1 protein-coding gene is annotated in these 435 nt (G+C 41.1%); it reads left to right on the forward strand.

What is annotated here, in order from left to right:
• A partial coding sequence (locus EII42_RS12305) for an isocitrate/isopropylmalate family dehydrogenase (protein WP_233558408.1) occupies window positions 1-435 on the forward strand: 435 nt, incomplete at both ends.

Here is a 435-nt window from a genome sequence, read left to right on the forward strand (position 1 = left end):
CTTTGATACGGAAGTTTATTACAAATATGAAATTGAGCGTATTGCTCGAGCGGCTTTTGAGGCAGCAATGAAACGCCGTAAATTAGTGACTTCGGTAGATAAAGCCAATGTATTGCAAAGCTCAATTTTGTGGCGTGAAACGGTGGCGGAAGTGGCAAAAGACTATCCCGAAGTGAAAGTTGAAAATATGTATATTGACAACGCCACTATGCAATTAATTAAAGCACCAGAAAGTTTTGATGTGCTACTTTGCTCGAATATTTTTGGCGATATTATTTCTGATGAAGCAGCAATGATTACTGGCTCAATGGGAATGTTGCCTTCAGCGAGCTTAAATGAAAATGGCTTTGGTTTATATGAACCTGCTGGCGGAAGTGCCCCAGATATTGCAGGCAAAGGCATCGCAAACCCAATCGCTCAGATTTTATCAGCAGC

It is taken from the genome of Tessaracoccus sp. OH4464_COT-324 (genome assembly GCF_003932855.1).
In the GTDB taxonomy this organism is placed as follows: Bacteria; Actinomycetota; Actinomycetes; order Propionibacteriales; family Propionibacteriaceae; genus Arachnia.